We start from the raw sequence: 16,789 nt of genomic DNA on the forward strand, positions 1-16,789 counted from the left end.
AATCTTGTTGGCGCCCCGGGCAGGGCGCGGGAAAGTACTTTGGTATCAGATACAGTTCAAATCGACCGGCCGGTCATCGGCATCGTCGGCAGCCAGGGCGCCTTCGGTCGCTGGCTGCAGCAGTTTTTCAGTCGCCGGATGGGCTTGCAGGTGATCGGTCGCGATCCCCATGGCGATACCGCGCTGAGCGAGGAGGCTCTTGTCGAAGCCGCCGATGTGCTGATCTTCAGCGCACCGATCCGTATCACGCCAGAGCTGATCCGGCATTATGTCCAGGTCGCCGCCGGGGCCGAACGCGGCAAGCTGTGGATGGATCTGACCTCGATCAAGCTGGCGCCGGTGGAGGCCTTGCTGGAATCGCAGGCTGAAGTCGTCGGTCTGCATCCGATGTGCGCGCCGCCCAAGATATCCACCTTGCGCGGCCGTCCGCTGGTGGTCTGTCCGGCCCGGCTGGACCGCTGGCAGGGCTGGTTGCAGGCGTTTCTGCAAGCCAGCGAGGCGCAGTGCCGAACGGTGGAACCCGGGCAGCATGATCGCATCATGGCTCTGGTCCAGGGGCTGAGCCATGCCAGCCATATGCTGCAAGGGGCCGTGCTGACCCAGCTGGCGCCGGAGCTGGGCGGCATGGCGGCGATTTCGGAACTGGGAACCATCGGCCATGCGCTGGATCTGACCGTGACGCGTCGGGTACTGGGCGGAAATCCGGATATCTATACGGATATCCAGTTTGACAATCCCCATGTGCTGGAGGTGCTCAAGCATCTGCAACGCCAGCTCGATGGGCTGGCCGAGGCGGTGGGCCGCGGTGACGATGCCGCTCGCCGTCAGGTCCGGAAGCACTGGCTGGTCGACAGCGCCCGGACCTTCGGGCGCGAGGATCTGCAAGAGGGCAGTCATGCTTTCGAGCGGCTGGGGTATCTGCTGGAGGATCTGGCCGAACCGCGTTATCTCAGCGTCTTCCTGCCCGAAGACAGGCCTGGTTCCCTGCGTGCTCTGCTGTCGGCATTCGAGGACTGCGGGGTCAACCTGGATTCGATTCACTCTTCGCGCAATCCCGAAGGCGAACTGCATTTCCGGTTGGGTGTCAGCCGCGATTGCGAGGCTGATCGCCTGCATGCCGTGGCCTCGGCGATCGAGAAGGCAGGCATCGGCCGGGTAGTGGCCGGCCTGGTCAGCGACCGGACCGGCTGAGGTCACCGTTCATCCGGGGTATCCGTGGCGACCGGCCACTCCAGCGCATGCACACTGTGAATGCTGAGCAGGCCTTGCCGGCTGGCCTGCACCGGATCGCGCAGCAACTGCTCGATGTTGCCGCCAAGAGCCTTGGGCGTGGCCCTGATGCTGGCCCAGCCATTCCTGCCCGAGCGCTTGACGGCATACAGAGCAGCATCCGCCGGGACCAGTGCGTCCTGCCAGTGACCTGGGGCACGATTGTCAGGAACAAACGGCCAGTACGAGACGCCTACCGAGACTGTGACCTGCAGCGAGGCGCCGGAAGGAGTCTGGATCGGCTTCTGGCTGATGGTCTCGCAGATGCGGCTGGCCAGGGCCAGTGTGCTGGGCGTATCCGTGGCCGGCAGGGCGATAAGGAACTCTTCGCCACCCCAGCGGCCGATCACGTCGGTACGGCGGCAGCAGCTCTTGAGGCGGTTGGCGACCTCGGTCAGCACACTGTCGCCTGCTGCATGACCGTACTGGTCATTGATGCGCTTGAAATGATCGATGTCGACCAGCAGCAGCACCAGTGAGGTGCCGGCAGATCCCGGAACACTTGGCGAGTCGATCCATTGGTCAATCCTCGAGGTGGCCTCGCGGCGGGTCAGCAGCTGGCTGAGCGGATCGATGGTACTCAGCTGCAGACGCTTGCGGAAGCGCCGGCTCTGATACCAGATCAGGCCCAGGCTGCAGCAGCTCAACAGCAGGCTGATTCGGGTGAGCCACGATACGCGGTCGGCATGCAGCCAGCCGGCAAGCTGGGTCCGGTGACCGACCGTGGCCGGAGCCCACAGCGGCGGTCCCAGTCGACTCTTGATGTGCCGAACGCTCTGTTTCCACTGCTGCCGTCGGGCGTGAGAGCCAAGCGCCATCAGCCGACTGCCAAAGCGTTCGATGTCTGCCCTCTGCTGGCTCTTGTAGGACACGTCCAGCAGCTGGTGCAGGGCCGTGATCGTGTCGGTACGGGCGGTTTCGGCCAGCTGCAAGGCCTGCAGATCGTACTCGCGGGCCTGTTTGGGACGGTCGAGAAAGGATTCGGCCAGACCCAGCGCCAGCAAGGTTTCCCTGACGCCGGCGAGATCGCCGATACGGCGCTGTGCGGCCAGCGTTTTCAGCAGCAGCGGGCGGGCCGTCACCGGGTCCTGCATGATCAGATCGATCCGCGCTTGTGCCGTATCCAGTCGCCAGTTCATGGCCTGGCCGGTATCGTCCGCCACCGGTTCGGTACGGAGCTGTTTGATCAAATGTTCTGAAGTATCAGCATGATTGGCATCCAGAGCGATCGGCAATTGCGCCTGAAGAATGGGCCGCAGGGAGAGACCGGCCGCCCGGGCCATGCCTTCGGCTTGTGCCAGATAGGCTTGTGCGCTGCGGTCGTCGCGGAATTCGCTGAATATCAGTTGCGCGATCCGCGTCAGCGCATCCACCTCCAGAGCTGTCTGCTGCTGCGCGCGAGCTTTCAGCACGATATCCACCAGTTGACCCTCGATCAGCGCGGGCTGTCCGGTGCGGGCCAGGATGGTGACCGCATCCAGGCGAGCCTGATGCAGCTCGGGCCTGTCTTCCTTGCCGGCAGTGTCCAGCATGGCCAGCAACCTGTTGGCGGCCTGGATGGCAGGTTGGCCTTGTCCCAGCGTCTGGCGTGCCAGTGCCAGGCAGTGCTGGGCATCGATGCGCAGGGGAAGGTCGGTGGAGGGCGCGGAGAGGATGGCGGAAGCCTGGCGGACAGCCAGCTCCGGCTGGTCGGCAGAGTTCTGCAGACAGGCCTCGGAGGCTGTCCGGGCGTGCAACGGCGGCGACCATCCAGCCGCCAGACTCGTCGCCAGCAGGCTGCCGGCGGTCAGTAAAGATCGAAGAACGGTCAGGGGGCTCAATGCAGCTGATCAGGCGGAGTCATCAGGCGCCACTCTTAGCACAGCCGGCAACGGAATACGACAGGTGCCGGTGGTGTTGCCCATCGAGACGGCCCCGTCCGGCGCGACTTCGGTCATACTCGACGGATGGAATTTCTGCACGCGACTTCAGAGGACGTGGCCGCCCTGTTGGGACCGCAAGGGCCTTTTGCCAGCGAGATCCCGGGTTTTGCCCCGCGTGCTTCGCAGCAGACGATGGCGACGGCCGTGGCGACAGCGATCGCGGCCGGCGAGGTCCTGATGGTCGAGGCCGGCACCGGTACCGGCAAGACCTTCGCCTATCTGGTGCCGGCCTTGCTGAGTGCTGATCGGGTGGTGTTGTCCACCGGGACCAAGGCCTTGCAGGATCAGTTGTTCTTCCGCGATCTGCCGCGCGTGCGCTCGGTGCTGGGGGTTTCCCGGAAAGTGGCGCTGCTGAAGGGCCGCAGCAATTATCTGTGCCGTTACCGGCTGGACCAGGCACTGCTGGACGGCGACTCGGGCGACAGCCCTCAGGCTCCGCAGCTGGCCAGGATTCTGGCCTGGTCGGCGCGCACGGCACGGGGCGACCGGATGGAACTGGACGCGGTGCCCGAAGATGCGCCGGTGTGGGCGCGGGTGACCTCCACGGCGGACAACTGTCTGGGTCAGGAGTGCAGTTTCTACGAGGATTGCCATGTGGTCCGGGCCCGGCGGCTGGCGATGGAGGCGGACATCGTGGTGGTCAATCACCATCTGCTGATGGCTGACCTGGCTTTGCGACAGGATGGTTTTGGCGAGCTGCTGCCTGAAGCCGGGGCCTATATTCTGGACGAGGCGCATCAGGTGCCCGAGCTGGCCGCGCAGTTCTTCGCCCAGTCCCTGAGCAGCCGTCAGTTGCTGGATCTGGCGCGTGACGTGCTGGCTGAATGCCATGGACTCAGTGGTGCGGTCAGTCTGCTGCTGGAGCCTTGCGAAACCTTGCGGGCGCAGTTGCAGCGGGTGCGTGGCGCGCTGGAAGGTCTGCCTGCGCGCGGCCCGATGCTGGCCATGCTGGCGCGGGGCGCGGTACGCGAGGACCTGCAGGCCATCGCCGATCTGCTGGAGGATCTGGCGCATGCGCTGGCCTCGCAGGCCGAGCGCTCGCGTGGCATGGCCCAGGTTCATGCCCGCTGCCGGGCGCTGGCGGATCGATTGCAGCTGCTGCTGGAAGGCCGTGGCGAGCCGGTGACCGCGATCGAGGCCAGCGACAGCGGACTGCCGCAAGAGGCGACCGGTACGGAGGCCGGCGGCGTGCAGGTCCAGTGGTATGAGCTGCAGAGCCGAGGCTTCAGCCTGCATCGCACCCCACTGGATCTGACCCTGCCCCTGCAACAGGTCCGGGCACGGACCGCGGCGGCCTGGATCCATACCTCGGCGACCTTGTCGGTGGCCGGCGATTTCTCCCATTTCTCGCGGCAGCTGGGGCTGGAAAATCCGCAGACGCTGAGTCTGGAAAGCCCTTTCGACTATGCCCGCCAGGCCGTCTGCTATCTGCCGCGGGGACTGCCCGAGCCGCATGCGCGCGACTATATCGATGCTGTGGTCCAGGCCGCGATGCCGGTGCTGCGGGCTTCCGGCGGCCGGGCCTTTCTGCTGTTCACCTCGCATCGGGCCTTGCGGCGGGCCGCCAGCCTGCTGGACGAGCATGCCGAGTGGCCCTTGTTCGTGCAGGGGGCGGCTCCGCGGCATCAGCTGCTCGAGGGCTTCCGGGCCAGCGGCAACGGTCTGCTGCTGGGAGCGGCCAGTTTCTGGGAGGGCGTGGATGTGGCCGGCGAGGCCTTGAGCGTGGTGGTGATCGACAAGCTGCCATTTGCCGCGCCGGACGATCCGGTGCTGCAGGCACGGCTGGATGCCTTGCAGACCAGTGGTGTCAATCCTTTCACAGGCTGGCAGATTCCGCAGGCCGTGATCGCGCTCAAGCAGGGCGCCGGGCGTCTGATCCGTGACATCCACGATCGCGGCGTGCTGATGCTGTGCGATCCACGGCTGACGGCCAAGGGTTATGGCCGGCTGTTTCTGCGCGCACTGCCGCCGATGCCGCACTGCCGTGAGCTGGCGGCCGTCGAACAGTTTCTGGCCGTTCCCGCGATGGCGGAGCAGGCCGCGGCAGACGTGAGCGACGAGTCCCGCTGAGGATAGGCGCGGATCCTCAGCCGCTGGCTGATTTGCTATCGTGCGCGGCGAAACATCCGGTTGCCGGATGACCTTGGAGTAGGGATATGCAAGAGGTTGTGATCGTGGCCGCCACCCGGACGGCGATCGGAAGTTTCCAGGGGGCTCTTGCCCAGATACCGGCGGTGGATCTCGGAGCGGCCGTGATCCGCGGCCTGTGCGCTGCCAGCGGGCTGGATCCGGCCCGGGTCGACGAGGTGATCATGGGCCATGTGCTGACGGCCGGCCTGGGCCAGAACACGGCCAGGCAGGCGTCGATCCGGGCCGGTCTGGGCGAGGCCGTGCCAGCACTGACCGTCAACAAGGTCTGCGGCTCGGGATTGAAGGCGGTGCAGCTGGCCGCCCAGGCGATCGCCTGCGGTGACGCCGACATCGTGATCGCCGGCGGCATGGAGAGCATGAGTCTGGCGCCCTATGTGCTGCCCAAGGCGCGCACGGGGCTGCGGATGGGGCATGCCCAGATGCTGGACAGCATGATCAGCGACGGCTTGTGGGATGCATTCAATGACTACCATATGGGCATCACCGCCGAAAATCTGGCGGACCGCTTCGGCATCGATCGAGCCGCCCAGGATGCCTTCGCCCTGCGTTCGCAGCAGCGGACGGCGGCAGCCCTGGCGGATGATCGTTTTGCTGCCGAAATCACGCCGTTGGAACTGCCTCGGCGAAAGGGGCCGGCCCTGCGTTTCGAGCATGACGAGCAGCCTCGCGCAGACACCTCGGCGGCCTCGCTGGCGGCTTTGCGACCGGCCTTCAGGCCGGACGGCACGGTGACTGCGGGCAATGCATCGAGCTTGAATGACGGTGCGGCGGCGGTGTTGTTGATGAGTGCCCGCCGGGCTGCCGCCGAGGGGCTTCCGGTACTGGGCCGGATTGCCGCGGCCGCGAGTGCCGGGGTGGATCCGGCGTATATGGGACTGGGGCCGGTGCCGGCGACGCAGGCATGCCTGCAGCGCGCGGGCCTGAGCCTGGCGCAGCTGGATCTGATCGAGGCCAATGAGGCCTTTGCGGTGCAGTCACTGGCGGTGGCGCAGGAGCTGGGCTGGGATGCCGAGCGGGTCAACGTCAATGGTGGCGCCATTGCGCTGGGCCATCCGATCGGTGCCTCGGGTACACGGATCCTGGTCAGTCTTCTGCACGAGATGCAGCGTCGTCAGGCCCGCCATGGTCTGGCCACCTTGTGCATCGGGGGCGGGCAGGGCATCGCGATGGCCATCGAACGCTGAGGCCATGGCTTCCCGTTGCCGGCTTCAGGCGTCGGTGACGGGAGGGCGTCCCTGACGCGAGAACTCTTTGGCCACGGGCGGCAGCCGCAAAACCAGCAACAGCAGGCCTGCCAGAGCGTAGATGGCCCACTCGCCGAGATCGGCGCGCACGATCCAGAAGTAGTGCAGAAGCCCGAGGATCAGCACGGCATAGACCAGCCGGTGCAACCGTTTCCAGCTTTTGCCGAGGCGGCGCATCGCCCGGCGATGGGAGGTGGCCGCCATCAGCGTCAGGCCGGCCAGTGCGGCCATGCCGACCATGATATAAGGCCGCCGGCTCAGATCGGCGAGCAGGGCGTGGGCGTTGAAGCCCAGAAAAAACCACAGATAGGCCAGCAGATGCAGCAGGGCATAGGCAAAGGTCCACAGGCCGAGCTGCCGGCGAATCCGGCTGAAGCCCTGCCAGCGACTGAGCCGCTGCAACGGCGTCAGGCTCAGGGTCAGCAACAGCAGTACCAGAGTGCCTTTGCCCAGATGTTCCATCAGGTAACGGCCGGGTTCGGGGCCGGCGTGACCGGTCATCGCCTGCCGCAGCCAGCAAGGCAGGGGCGCGAAGGCGGCGAGCGCCACGGCGATGCGCCAGGGCCACAGCGTGCGGGCGGCCGCGGAGCGGCCCCGGCCTGACGGGGTGGCCATCAGTACCAGCGCCTCAGATCCATGCCGCTGTACAGACTGGCGACTTCGTCATAGCCGTTGAACATCCGGGTATCGATGATATTGGGATGGAACAGGCTGTTGGGCAGCCGTCGTTCGGTAGCCTGACTCCAGCGTGGATGGTCGACCTTCGGATTCACATTGGCATAGAAGCCATATTCATCCGCCGCCAGCCGATTCCAGGACGTGGCCGGTGGCTGTTCCAGCAGAGAGATCCGGACGATGGACTTGATGCTCTTGAAACCGTATTTCCAGGGCACGATCAGGCGCAGCGGCGCGCCATTCTGGTTCGGCAGCACCCGGCCGTAATTGCCGACCACCAGCAGGGTCAGTGGATGCATGGCCTCGTCCAGCCGCAGGCCTTCGCGGTAAGGCCAGTCGATCAGTCCGGTCGAGGAAGCCTGTCCCGGCATCTGCGCCGGATCCTGCAAGGTCTGGAAGCCGACATAGCGGGCGCTGGCGAGGGGCTGCAGCCGGCCCAGCAGGCTGGCCAGCGGAATGCCGATCCAGGGAATCACCATCGACCAGGCTTCCACGCAGCGCAGGCGATAGATCCGCTCCTGCAGCTGGTCGGCACCGATCAGGTCTTCCAGCGCGAAGGTCCTGCTCTGATGGACGGCACCATCGACGCGAATGCTCCAGGGATCGGTTTTCAGCCGGCCGGCCAGGCGGGCGGGATCGTCCTTGTCGCTGCCGAACTCATAGAAATTGTTGTACTGGCTGGCATCACCGAAGGGTGTGACGACATCCCGTACCGGATCGGCGGGGACCACGGTCTTCCTGCGGGTGGTCGCCAGCTTGGCCAGCAGCCAGGGCGGCGTCGGCCCGGGAGGCACGTCGGGCCATTCGGCGGCCTGGCTGCTGGCCGGCAGCCAGCCGAAACCGGCCAGGCTGGCACCGGCCAGCCCCAGTCCGGCGCGCATCAGCTGCCGCCGTTGCCGGTAGACGGTTTCCGGAGTGACTTCCGATTCCCGGGCCTGGCTGGCGCGGCGTACTCTGATCAGCATCGTGACTCTCCCGCCTGAAAGGACACCGGTCCCGTGCCGGGACCGGTCGAAACCATGTCGTTGCTGATTATGACCGGCCCAAGGCCTTGGAGTTCGCCGACGGCCGTCTCAGCCACCGTCATCGTGCGGTGGCAGCACCAGTACCGGACAAGCGGCCTGCTCGATCACTGCATGGCAGACCGAGGCCTCCCGCACCCTGGCCAGCCAGCGGCGATGGCGATGGCCGAGCACGATCAGCTGACAGCCGAGCTCATGCGCCTGACGGCAGATCACCTGTTCGGGTTCGCCGCTGACGACATGGCCGCAGGCCGTCACCCCTGCCCTCTGCAGTCGCTGCACCGCGGCCTTCACGACGTGTTCGGCACCCTCCTGCTCGTGGGCCGGGCCAGGATAGTCGACGGCCTCTTCGGCACTGATCGGGTGCCGGTCCGGGTTGCCCAGGCTGTAGCCGGGGTCGATCACGCAGATCACCTCGACAGGTGCGGCCAGGGCCAGAGCCTGGCGAACGGCGAGGGCGAGCAGGGCTTCCGCTCGGGAAGAACCGTCGATGGCGATCAGAAGAGGGGCGGGCATGGGCTGATCCGTAGGCATGGAAGGTGAAGAGGCCGCCGGGCGCGCCGGCTCTCCGGCACAGGATAGCAAGTCTTGCGACTTAAACATCATATGTTAGGATCATTGGATGAATATCCCGAAAAATCCTGTCCGGGCTCCGCGTCCGGCTCCGGCCGTGACCCGGCTGTCCCTGGTGGATCGCGCCATTGCCGCATTGCGCGAGAAGATTGCCTCGGCTGACTGGCCGGTCGGTTCCAGAATCCCCTGTGAAGCCGATCTGGTCGCCCAGCTCGGGGTCAGCCGGACCACGGTGCGTGAAGCCGTGCGCGGACTGTCCCAGGCCGGTGTGCTGGAGGTGCTGCAAGGCGACGGTACCTATGTGCGCCGTCGTGATGATCCGATGGAAGTCATGCGCCGGCTCAATCACGCGGCCTTGCGCGATCACCATGAGCTGCGCTGCCTGCTGAACGCCGAATGCGGCCGGCTGGCCGCCCGCCGTCGCAGCGATGAAGATGTGCAGCACCTGCGCCAGTTGCTGGAGGTACGGGGCGAGCTGCGCCATGCGAGTTCGATCGACCAGATGATTCACGACGATCAGGCCTTTCACCAGGCCATTGCCGATGCTACCGGCAACCGTGCGCTGGCCGAGCTGTACCGCTATTTTGCCACCGATGATGCGGCACACATGGAAGTCTCCCTGACCACGGGTACGGCGCTGGAACACGAATACGAGCATCATCTGCAATTGCTGCAGGCCATCGAGCGCCGTGACGAGGAGGCGGCGGCCGAAGCCGCCTGGAGCATCGCCCGGCCGCTGCTGGCCTTTCTGGAGCAGGGTGGTGAAGATGAAAACCGGCTGGCGGACAAGCCGGGACCGCGGGCATGAGCGCATCGATTGTCGTGCCCTCAGGCCCGGGCCACGGCGCGACTGCGCCAGGCACCGTCCCGGCGGCGGCTCCGGGGTTGTCCGGGAAGCTGGCCATCGGCATGGCCGGGGTGCTGCTGGCCGTGCTGGTGGCCGGTTTCAACGAGCATGTGACCGAAGCGGGGCTGGCCGATATCCGTGGTGCCTTGTCGATCGGTCATGACGACGGCACTTGGCTGACGGCCATCTATGAAGCCTGCAATGTGTCGGCGATGGCCTTTGCGCCCTGGTTTGCTTCCACTTTTTCGATCCGCAAGGTCACCATGACCATGGTCGGCATCTTCGCCATGCTCGGCGTACTGGCGCCCTGGGTGCCCGGCCTGTCGGCGCTGTATGTCCTGCGTGCACTGCAGGGCCTGGCGGCCGGCGCGCTCCCGCCGATGCTGATGACGGTGGCGCTGCGCTATCTGCCGCCGGGCATCAAGGTCTATGGTCTGGGTGCCTATGCGCTGACAGCCACTTTCGGGCCCAATCTGGGCACGCCGCTGGCGGCCTTGTGCTTTGAATACCTGGGCTGGAAGACCTTGTTCTGGGAAGTGGTGCCGCTCAGCCTGCTCAGCATCCTCTGCGTCGGTTATGGTCTGCCTCAGGACCCGCTGCGGCTGGAGCGCTTCAAGCAGTTCGACTGGCCGGGCATCATTCTGGGCTTTGCCGGCATTTCGATGCTGGTGATCGCGCTGATGCAGGGCGATCGGCTGGACTGGTTCCGCTCGCCGCTGGTCTGCCATCTGATCGTGGCCGGCGTGAGCCTGTTCGTTGCCTTTCTGGTCAACGAGTGGTTCCAGCCCTCGCCATTTTTCAAAGTGCAGATGCTGGGCATCCGCAATGTCGCCTATGGTCTGGCCGGTATCGCGCTGATCCTGGTGATGGCGGCGGCGACCGGCCTGGTCCCCAGCCTGTATCTGACCGAGATCCAGGGCTACCGGCCGCTGCAGATTGCGCCGATGTCGCTGATGCTGGCGCTGCCTCAGCTGGGATCGCTGTTGCTGGTCTCGGCGATATGCAATCTGCGTTGGGTCGATTGCCGCTGGGTGATGGCCGCCGGACTGGTGCTGACCATGGCTTTCTGCTGGGCCGGCTCCGATGTGACCTCGGATTGGTACCGCGGCAATTTCTACCCTCTGCAGTGGCTGCTGGTATTCGCCCAGCCGATGACGGTGATTCCGATTCTGATGACGGTCACCCTCAAGCTGGCGCCCAGTGACGGCCCTTTCGTATCGGGCATGTTCAACATGACCAAGGGCCTTGCCAATGCCATCGCCGCAGGTTTCGTCGACATCATGATGACCTGGCGCGAGCATACCCACTCCAACATCCTGCTCGATCATGTCGGTTCACAGCGCTTCATGGCCCCGGTCGCACCGGTCCAGACCCAGGGCCTCGCCGGTCTCGCCGAAGCGGTCCACCGGCAGGCCTCGGTGCTGGCGCTGGCCGATATCAATCGCGCGATGATCCTGATCACCCTGGTCATGCTGCTGCTGACCATGGCCCTGCCCGAACGCGTTTTTCCGCCGGCCTCCGCCCATGTGCCGGCCTCCCCGTCGCGGTCCTGAGCCGCAGGAACACTCTATGACCAAGCAACAGATGATGATGCGAGCCGGTACCGGCGTGCTGGTGCTGGCGATCGTGGCCATCGCCGTCGACCGCCTGCTGATCGGCGGATCCGCTGAACAGTCCACCAATGATGCCTTTGTCACCGCCGATTACAGCGTGGTCGCCCCCAAGGCGGCCGGTCTGATTGATCAGGTGGCGGTACAGGACAATCAGGCGGTCAAGGCCGGCCAGCTGCTGGCCCATATCGACGACCGTGACTATCGCACGGCCGTAGCGGTGGCTGACGCCGCATTGGCGGCGGCCAGAGCCAGGCTCACCGACCTCGCCGCCGAGCTGGACCGGCAGCAACCGGTGATCCGGCAGACCGATGCCACCTTGCAGGCCGATCAGGCGGCGCTGGATTTCGCCCAGGACAATGCCGTCCGCTATCGTCGATTGTCCAGTGGCGGCGCCGGCACCGTCGAACAGCGCCAGCAGGCGGATACCCGACTGCTGCAGGCCCGTGCCAGCCTGCAGCATGATCAGGCGGTCAATCATGCGGCCCGTCAGCAAGTCATCGTGCTGAAGGCCGAGCAGGGCCAGGCCGAAGCCGGTGTGGAGCAGGCGCAGGCCGCTCTGGATCAGGCCCGCCTGGATCTGTCCTATACCCGTATCGTCGCGCCGGTGGACGGGGTGGTTGGCGAGCGCAGCGTGCGCGTAGGCAATTACGTGCATGTCGGTACCCCGTTGCTGGCGGTGGTGCCGGTCCAGGCAGCCTATGTCGTCGCCAACTACCAGGAGACCCAGCTGGAGCACATGCGGCCCGGCCAGAAGGTCACCATCCATGTCGATACCTATGGCGGCGAGGACTTCAACGGCACGGTGGACAGTCTGGCGCCAGCCAGCGGCGTCGCTTTCTCGCCGATCGCCCCGGACAATGCGACCGGCAACTTCACCAAGGTGGTGCAGCGCATCCCGGTCAAGATCTGGTTCGATCCGGGCCAGCAGCTTTCCTCGCGGTTGCGGGTCGGCATGTCGGTCGAAACCACGGTGCATATCGGTTCGAGTCAGGCGCGGCCGGTGCATCCGGTGGCGATGGCCTCGGCAGGAGGCCGGTGATGCGCAAGCTCTCGTTGAAGCGGGGCCTGCGGGGACCTTGCGGCGTGCTGCTGACCGGTCTGGCGCTGAGCGGTTGCACGGTCGGGCCAGACTGGCATCGACCTGCCATCAAGCCTCCCGTCGACTATTCCGCGGCACCGCTGCCGGCCGCGGCCAGCCAGCCGGTGGCCATGGCGATGCGCGTCGATTGGTGGAGCATTTATGGTGATCCGGTGCTGTCAGCGCTGGAAGCCGAGGTGGCCACCGGCAATTTCGATGTCCGCGAAGCCGGCACCCGTTTGCTGCAGGCTCGTGCCGAGCGGGGCATGGTCCGAGCCGATGGCCGTCCCTCGTTCAACGGCAATGCATCCTATGGTCGCGAACGTGCCAGTCCCAACGGCATTCTCAATCTGCTGGGGAGCTCCGCCGGTGCGGTCCAGAACCATGCGACCGCCGCCAACGGCAGTCCGGGTTTCGGTCCGGCCGCGATGAGCGGTGCGGACGGTTCGCCGCCTTTCAACCTCTGGCAGTACGGTTTCGATGCATCCTGGGAGCTGGACCTGTGGGGCAGGGTGCGTCGCGAGGTCGAAGGAGCCGACGCAAGCCTGGAAGCCTCGGCGGACCTCCGTCGTGGCCTGTTGGTGGCGGCCCAGGCCGAGACCGCCCGCAATTATATCCAGCTGCGCGGGGTGCAGGCCTTGCAAGCCATCACCCGGCAGAATCTGGAGCTGGCTCGCCACAGCCTGGCGCTGACCCGCCAGCGGTTTGCCAACGGGGTCACCACTCGACTCGATGTGGCCAATGCCTCGGCCGAAGTGGCCGAGATCGAGGCTTTGCTGCCTGATCTGGAGCGCCAGCAATGGCATCTGGTCAACGCCCTGAGCTTCTTGCTGGGCAAACCGCCGGGCGCCTTGAAGAGCACACTCGCCACGGTCCGGCCGGTACCGCCGCTGCCGCCGATGATTCCGGTGGGGCTGCCCTCGGAGCTGGCCCGGCGTCGACCGGACATCCGTCAGGCCGAGGCCGAGCTGCATGCGGCGACTGCCTCGATCGGGGTGGCCAAAGCCGATTTCTACCCGCACATCACCTTGTCCGGCAGTCTGGATATCCAGGCCCTGCAGTTTTCCAATCTGGGGACCTGGGGCTCACGCCAGTTCGCGATCGGGCCGGCGCTGAGTCTGCCGATCTTCGAAGGCGGTCGCCTGAAGGCGACCCTGCATCTGCGCAAGGCTCAGCAGCAGCAGGCTGCCATCCGTTATCAGCGCACGGTGCTCAAGGCCTGGCATGAAATCGACGATGCACTGACAGACTACAATGCCGATCAGCGACAGCATGAGCGTCTGGCGGCCTCGGTCGAGGAAAACCGTTCGGCTCTGGCCATGGCGCAGTTGCAGTATCAGCAAGGGGCCGCGGATTTTCTGAACGTACTGACCGTGCAGGCGCGACTGCTGGCGGCGCAGCGGGCGTTGATCCAGGCTACCGTGGCCACCTCGGTCGCCTCAGCCTCGATCTACAAGGCTCTGGGTGGCGGCTGGCAGAAGACTTACCCGGCGGTACCGGCCGATCCGGCCATGATGGCTGCCGCAGGCCACTGAAAGGCGGGGCGCGCGGGCAGGCGGGGTCTCTCAGGCGCCGTGACTGTGCGGGGTCTGTACCAGCACCGGACAGCTGGCATGCTCGATCACGGCATGGCAGACCGAGCCTTCCCGCAGTTTGGCGAACCAGTGGCGGTAGCGGTGGCCCAGCACGATCAGCTGGCAATTGCGGTTGCGGGCATAGGTGCAGATCAGACGACTGGGCTCGCCACTGGCGACATGGCCTTTGGCTTCGACGCCGGCGGCCTGCAGCTGGCTGACCGCAGCAACAACGGCCTGATCGGCATCAAGCTGGGCCTGGGAAGGGCCGGTATCGGGGATGATTTCGCCGGTGCCGAGCAGGGTCGGTGTCAGGGCGGCGGGGTCGCGGTCGGGATCGAGAACGCAGATCACCTCGACCGGGGCGTTCAGCGCCTTGGCGTGGCGTGCGGCCAGCTGCAGCAGCGCCTCGGCCCGGGACGAGCCGTCAATGGCAATCAGAATGGGGGCTGACATAAGGGCTCCGGGCTTGCGGCATGGGGGGGGGGGACGGGAGCGCCGCCTGCGGCGCGGCTTGATGGGCATCAGGCGGGTCAAGGCCGGCCATCGGTCCTGTCAGGCGGGGAGGGACGCGGCGGCGCAGGCGGTCTTCCCGCCAGCGCCCGGGTGATCAGAGATTGCCGAGCAGAGGGGCGGCCAGCGTCCGCAGGCCGGCTTCGTTGATGATGTCGACCTGATTGGGACCGACCTTGATCAGGCCGGCCTTCTGCAGCTTGCCCAGCAGACGGCTGATGGTTTCCACGGCCATGTCCAGAAAGCTGGCGATATCGATGCGGGACATCAGCATCGGCAGTCGGTCGGCACGCAGGCCGACGGCGGCTCGCCGGTCGCACAGATCCAGAATGAAGGCCGCCAGACGCTGATCGGCACGTCCCTCGGCGGAGCGGACCCGATAGGACTGGCGCAGACGCCGGGTCATCCTGCTCAGCTGCTTGCGGACGTTCTCGTCTTCGCTTTCCAGCTTGCTGAGCTTGGTTTCCGGGAAATGACAGAACCAAGTATGACCGAGTGCCACGGCGGCGTTGCTGTGCTGGCGCTGGCCGCGGGCATCCAGCCCGAACAGTTCGCCGGGCAGGTGGAAAGCCAGAACCTGTTCGTTGCCCTTGCTGTCCCGACGCACAGTCTTGGCCATACCGGCCTGCACCGCATAGGCGCCGCTGAATCGGGTCTCGGGACGGTACAGGTGGTCACCCTGACGGCAGGGGCCGCGGCGTTCGACGGCGCAGGTCACGCCCATGTGCTCGGCCTGGCATTGGTCCAGATGAATGCAGGCGCCGCAGAAGGCAGGTACCGTCGAGGCGGCCGGGCTGGTTTCTTGCAAGACTGTAGACATGCTGTTGCGTCCTCGCGCACGCCGCGTATCAGGCGGTTGAACAGTCGGGCGCCAGAACATCAGCCTGACGCATTCGTTGAATCAGTATAGGCCCGGGGGCCGGACTGGCTGAATCAAGTCATCATCATGCGACAGTCTGTCACGGCCTGCAAATCGTGATGAGGTATCATGGCGGCCTCGCTGCGCGAGGCGCGGCCTTTACTGAACGACGATCGTCCCCATGAGCGAAAGCGAAATCCAAACCTATCGGCCACGCGTGGCCACTGCAGAGCCCCGCCGCAACAGCGTGGGCGTTCAAATCGGCAAGGTGACGGTGGGCGGCGGCGCACCGGTGGTGGTCCAGTCCATGACCAATACCGACACCGAAGACGCCGCCGGCACGGCCAAGCAGATTGCCGAACTGGCCCGCGCCGGTTCGGAGATGGTCCGCATCACTGTGAACACGCCGGCCGCGGCTGCGGCCGTGCCGCGGATCCGCGAACGCCTGGACATGATGGGCGTGGACGTGCCCATCGTCGGTGATTTCCACTACAACGGCCACCAGCTGCTGGAAGCCGAGCCGGCCTGTGCCGAGGCGCTGGGCAAGTACCGCATCAATCCGGGCAATGTCGGCTTCGGCAAGAAGAAGGACAGCCACTTCGCGGCCATCATCGAGGCGGCGATCCGCTACGGCAAGCCGGTCCGCATCGGCGCCAACTGGGGCTCGCTGGATCAGACCATGGTCGCCCGGCTGATGGACGAGAACGGCAGCCGCAGCGATCCATGGGATGCCGGTGCGGTGGCTCGTGAAGCGCTGATCCGTTCCGCGCTGGAATCGGCGGCCAAGGCCGAGGAGATCGGTCTGGCCCGTGATCGCATCATCCTGTCCTGCAAGGTATCGGGCGTGCAGGAGCTGATCGCGGTCTATCGTGACATCGCCGGGCGCTGCGACTACGCCTTGCATCTGGGGCTGACCGAGGCCGGCATGGGCTCCAAGGGCATTACCGCCTCCAGTGCCGCACTCGGCGTGCTGTTGCAGGAAGGGATCGGCGACACCATCCGGATCTCGCTGACCCCGGAACCCGGCCAGCCGCGTACCGGTGAAGTGCAGGTGGCGCAGGAACTGCTGCAGACGATGGGACTGCGCGCGTTCACCCCGCTGGTCACCGCCTGCCCGGGCTGCGGCCGTACCACCAGCGAGTTCTTCCAGGAGCTGGCCAAGACCGTGCAAGGCCACGTCCGTGCGAAGATGCCGGAATGGCGGGTGAAGTACGACGGCGTCGAGAACATGACCTTGGCCGTGATGGGATGCATCGTCAATGGCCCGGGCGAGTCCAAGCATGCCAATATCGGCATTTCGCTGCCGGGCAATGGCGAAGCCCCGGCCGCACCGGTATTTATCGACGGCGAGAAGAAGATGACCTTGCGTGGCGACAATATCGCCAACGAGTTTGTCCAGATTCTGGAAAACTACGTCGAGACCCGCTACACCTCGCGCGGCGCCTGATC

General features: G+C 65.8%; 14 protein-coding genes. 8 read left to right on the top strand and 6 right to left on the bottom strand.

The window, feature by feature from the left end:
• The first annotated feature begins 39 nt into the window (after positions 1–39).
• Positions 40–1,191 (top strand): prephenate dehydrogenase, encoded by a 1,152-nt coding sequence (locus FRAAU_RS04105; RefSeq protein ID WP_014402308.1) that lies wholly within the window; start codon positions 40–42, stop codon positions 1,189–1,191.
• A gap of 2 nt (positions 1,192–1,193) precedes the next feature.
• On the opposite strand, the gene FRAAU_RS04110 is transcribed toward FRAAU_RS04105, so the two are convergent.
• Complete coding sequence (locus tag FRAAU_RS04110) at positions 1,194–3,089, bottom strand: tetratricopeptide repeat-containing diguanylate cyclase (RefSeq protein WP_156803329.1); 1,896 nt, start codon at positions 3,087–3,089, stop codon at positions 1,194–1,196.
• A gap of 126 nt (positions 3,090–3,215) precedes the next feature.
• On the opposite strand from FRAAU_RS04110, the gene yoaA reads away from it, so the two are divergent.
• Complete coding sequence (gene yoaA, locus FRAAU_RS04115; RefSeq protein ID WP_014402310.1) at positions 3,216–5,261, top strand: DNA repair helicase YoaA; 2,046 nt, start codon at positions 3,216–3,218, stop codon at positions 5,259–5,261.
• An 86-nt stretch (positions 5,262–5,347) separates the two neighbouring features.
• Complete coding sequence (locus FRAAU_RS04120) at positions 5,348–6,526, top strand: acetyl-CoA C-acetyltransferase (RefSeq protein WP_014402311.1); 1,179 nt, start codon at positions 5,348–5,350, stop codon at positions 6,524–6,526.
• A gap of 24 nt (positions 6,527–6,550) precedes the next feature.
• Here FRAAU_RS04120 and msrQ read toward each other — a convergent pair whose 3' ends face one another.
• The 3 genes from msrQ to FRAAU_RS04135 all read right to left on the bottom strand — a co-directional run bounded on the left by msrQ (position 6,551) and on the right by FRAAU_RS04135 (position 8,799).
• Complete coding sequence (gene msrQ, locus FRAAU_RS04125; RefSeq protein ID WP_014402312.1) at positions 6,551–7,201, bottom strand: protein-methionine-sulfoxide reductase heme-binding subunit MsrQ; 651 nt, start codon at positions 7,199–7,201, stop codon at positions 6,551–6,553.
• On the bottom strand, positions 7,201–8,220 hold the full coding sequence (msrP, locus tag FRAAU_RS04130) for a protein-methionine-sulfoxide reductase catalytic subunit MsrP (protein ID WP_425598086.1): 1,020 nt from the start codon (positions 8,218–8,220) through the stop codon (positions 7,201–7,203). The genes msrQ and msrP overlap by 1 nt, the downstream gene beginning before the upstream one ends.
• Positions 8,221–8,334: 114 nt before the next feature.
• Positions 8,335–8,799, bottom strand: a complete 465-nt coding sequence (locus FRAAU_RS04135; RefSeq protein ID WP_014402314.1) for a universal stress protein — start codon at positions 8,797–8,799, stop codon at positions 8,335–8,337.
• Positions 8,800–8,905: 106 nt separating this feature from the next.
• Here FRAAU_RS04135 and FRAAU_RS04140 point away from each other — a divergent pair, with 106 nt between their 5' ends.
• The 4 genes from FRAAU_RS04140 to FRAAU_RS04155 are packed head-to-tail and all read left to right on the top strand — an operon-like array spanning position 8,906 to position 13,929.
• On the top strand, positions 8,906–9,664 hold the full coding sequence (locus tag FRAAU_RS04140; RefSeq protein WP_014402315.1) for a FadR/GntR family transcriptional regulator: 759 nt from the start codon (positions 8,906–8,908) through the stop codon (positions 9,662–9,664).
• Positions 9,661–11,256, top strand: a complete 1,596-nt coding sequence (locus tag FRAAU_RS04145; RefSeq protein WP_014402316.1) for an MFS transporter — start codon at positions 9,661–9,663, stop codon at positions 11,254–11,256. The genes FRAAU_RS04140 and FRAAU_RS04145 overlap by 4 nt, the downstream gene beginning before the upstream one ends.
• Before the next feature lie 16 nt (positions 11,257–11,272).
• The gene (locus tag FRAAU_RS04150; protein WP_014402317.1) at positions 11,273–12,355 is read left to right on the top strand and encodes an HlyD family secretion protein; all 1,083 of its coding nucleotides are present in this window, start codon (positions 11,273–11,275) and stop codon (positions 12,353–12,355) included.
• A complete protein-coding gene (locus FRAAU_RS04155; RefSeq protein WP_014402318.1) occupies positions 12,355–13,929 on the top strand; it encodes an efflux transporter outer membrane subunit in 1,575 nt (524 codons plus the stop codon). The genes FRAAU_RS04150 and FRAAU_RS04155 overlap by 1 nt, the downstream gene beginning before the upstream one ends.
• A 30-nt stretch (positions 13,930–13,959) precedes the next feature.
• Here FRAAU_RS04155 and FRAAU_RS04160 read toward each other — a convergent pair whose 3' ends face one another.
• On the bottom strand, positions 13,960–14,424 hold the full coding sequence (locus FRAAU_RS04160; protein WP_014402319.1) for a universal stress protein: 465 nt from the start codon (positions 14,422–14,424) through the stop codon (positions 13,960–13,962).
• Between the two features lie 154 nt (positions 14,425–14,578).
• A complete protein-coding gene (locus FRAAU_RS04165) occupies positions 14,579–15,301 on the bottom strand; it encodes a Crp/Fnr family transcriptional regulator (protein ID WP_014402320.1) in 723 nt (240 codons plus the stop codon).
• A gap of 220 nt (positions 15,302–15,521) precedes the next feature.
• Between FRAAU_RS04165 and ispG the strand changes: the two genes are divergently transcribed.
• Positions 15,522–16,787, top strand: a complete 1,266-nt coding sequence (gene ispG / locus FRAAU_RS04170; RefSeq protein WP_014402321.1) for a flavodoxin-dependent (E)-4-hydroxy-3-methylbut-2-enyl-diphosphate synthase — start codon at positions 15,522–15,524, stop codon at positions 16,785–16,787.
• The last annotated feature ends 2 nt before the right edge of the window (positions 16,788–16,789 follow it).

It is taken from the genome of Frateuria aurantia DSM 6220 (genome assembly GCF_000242255.2).
In the GTDB taxonomy this organism is placed as follows: domain Bacteria; phylum Pseudomonadota; class Gammaproteobacteria; order Xanthomonadales; family Rhodanobacteraceae; genus Frateuria; species Frateuria aurantia.